Here is a 1,423-nt window from a genome sequence, read left to right on the forward strand (position 1 = left end):
CCGTCCTCCGGCGGCAGCAGCGGGCATGAGAAGAGCGTCGAGCCGTCCCGGTCGGTGATCGTGACGAGGACGGGCCGCTCCGCGTCGCGGCCAGGTTCGCGGCCTTTGGGGAAGGAGACGACGTTGCTCATGACACTACTATAGGGTCGGAAGCGGAGGATAGGATGGATCAAGCCGAAGCGGGCGCAGAGGCCCCGTCATGGGCTCACCTCGACAAGCTGCGCCTCGGCAAATGGGGCGAGTATTTCGCCAAGATGGCCTTCGTCCGAGCGGGCCTCGACGTCTACTCGCCCGAGGTCGACGACCGAGCGATTGATGCACTCGTTCGGATCCCCGGCGTGCCGGAGGCTCCTCCGCGGTTCCTCGAAATCCAGGTGAAAACCGTCCGCTCGGCAAAGCCCGGCTACGTCTACATGGCGAAGCGGAACTTTCCGATCCGGGCCGGCACCTTCCTCGCCCTTGTCTGTCTCGCTGAAGGGGCCGAGGCTGATCTCTACCTCATCCCCTCACTCGCATGGCGCGATCCCGCGCCGCCGTTCAGCAGCCGCGACTATGAGGGCAAAAAGTCCGAGCCGGAGCACGGCCTATCAATCAGCACTGCCGTCCTCCCGAAGCTGCGACCGTACCTATTCCGAAGCGTCCTTCCCGACCTGCTCTCCGGAGCGTGGCCGAGCGCCTAGGCCAAGCTAGACCTTGCGGGCCTTGTCGACGCTCCACGGGCGATCCGCCCTAGGGCCATTGCCGGACCAGCGGACCACGACGTCGGCCCGCGCCGGCAGGGCGAGTAACTGCGGGGAGGCCTATCCGCCGCCACGCACGGTCGGGACGCCGCGCTCGTTGAGGGCCGCCGCGATCTGCCGGAGCGAGGCGCCGCCGGCCTGGATCTCGACGACGATCGGCGCGAAGTTGTTGCGTCCACCGCCGAGCTTCGCTCAGGCAGGCGTATAGCCAAGAAGGGGGGGGGCTGATGCCCGTTGATGCGCTGTTGCTCGCCCTAACAGAACACCGCGTCGCCTTCGCTGCGGCACGCAGCCTCTATGCCAGACGCCTTGCCCCGGATTTTAACGTCTTCGATTTCATCAATCCCGACGAACTCCGGCTCTCAGCGATCCTTGCGTGGCTGCTGGATCCCAAGGGCACTCACGGACAAGGCGCACTGTTCTTAGCCGAGCTCCTGCGGGATTTAGATCTGCTCTGGGAAGACGAGGATCTCAGTCTAGCCCGCGTGAAGGTAGAGGTTGAGATCGATGCAGGGCGCCGCATCGATCTGCTCGTGCGGCTGCCCGGCGCCKTGCTGGCCGTCGAGAACAAGCCATTCGCGGCCGACCAGCCCCGACAGGTTGCAGACTACCTTGTTTGGCTCGACGCGCAGGCGACGCAAGGCCGGCGCTGCTTGCTCTACCTGTCCGGTGCTGATGGAGCC

2 protein-coding genes are annotated in these 1,423 nt (G+C 65.7%); both read left to right on the forward strand.

Annotated elements, in window-relative coordinates:
- The first annotated feature begins 164 nt into the window (after positions 1 to 164).
- Positions 165 to 680 (forward strand): hypothetical protein, encoded by a 516-nt coding sequence (locus ACXJL8_RS41005; protein WP_456687037.1) that lies wholly within the window; start codon positions 165 to 167, stop codon positions 678 to 680.
- Positions 681 to 967: 287 nt separating this feature from the next.
- Positions 968 to 1,423: PDDEXK-like family protein (locus ACXJL8_RS41010; protein WP_456687038.1), on the forward strand; the 456-nt coding region annotated here is incomplete at its 3' end.

This window comes from Bradyrhizobium sp. P5_C11_2, assembly GCF_054049755.1.

What these genes read in the sequence shown, in the direction of transcription:
- ACXJL8_RS41005 (WP_456687037.1), top strand. Translation starts at nt 165, where the DNA reads ATGGATCAAGCCGAAGCGGGCGCAGAGGCCCCGTCATGGGCTCACCTC.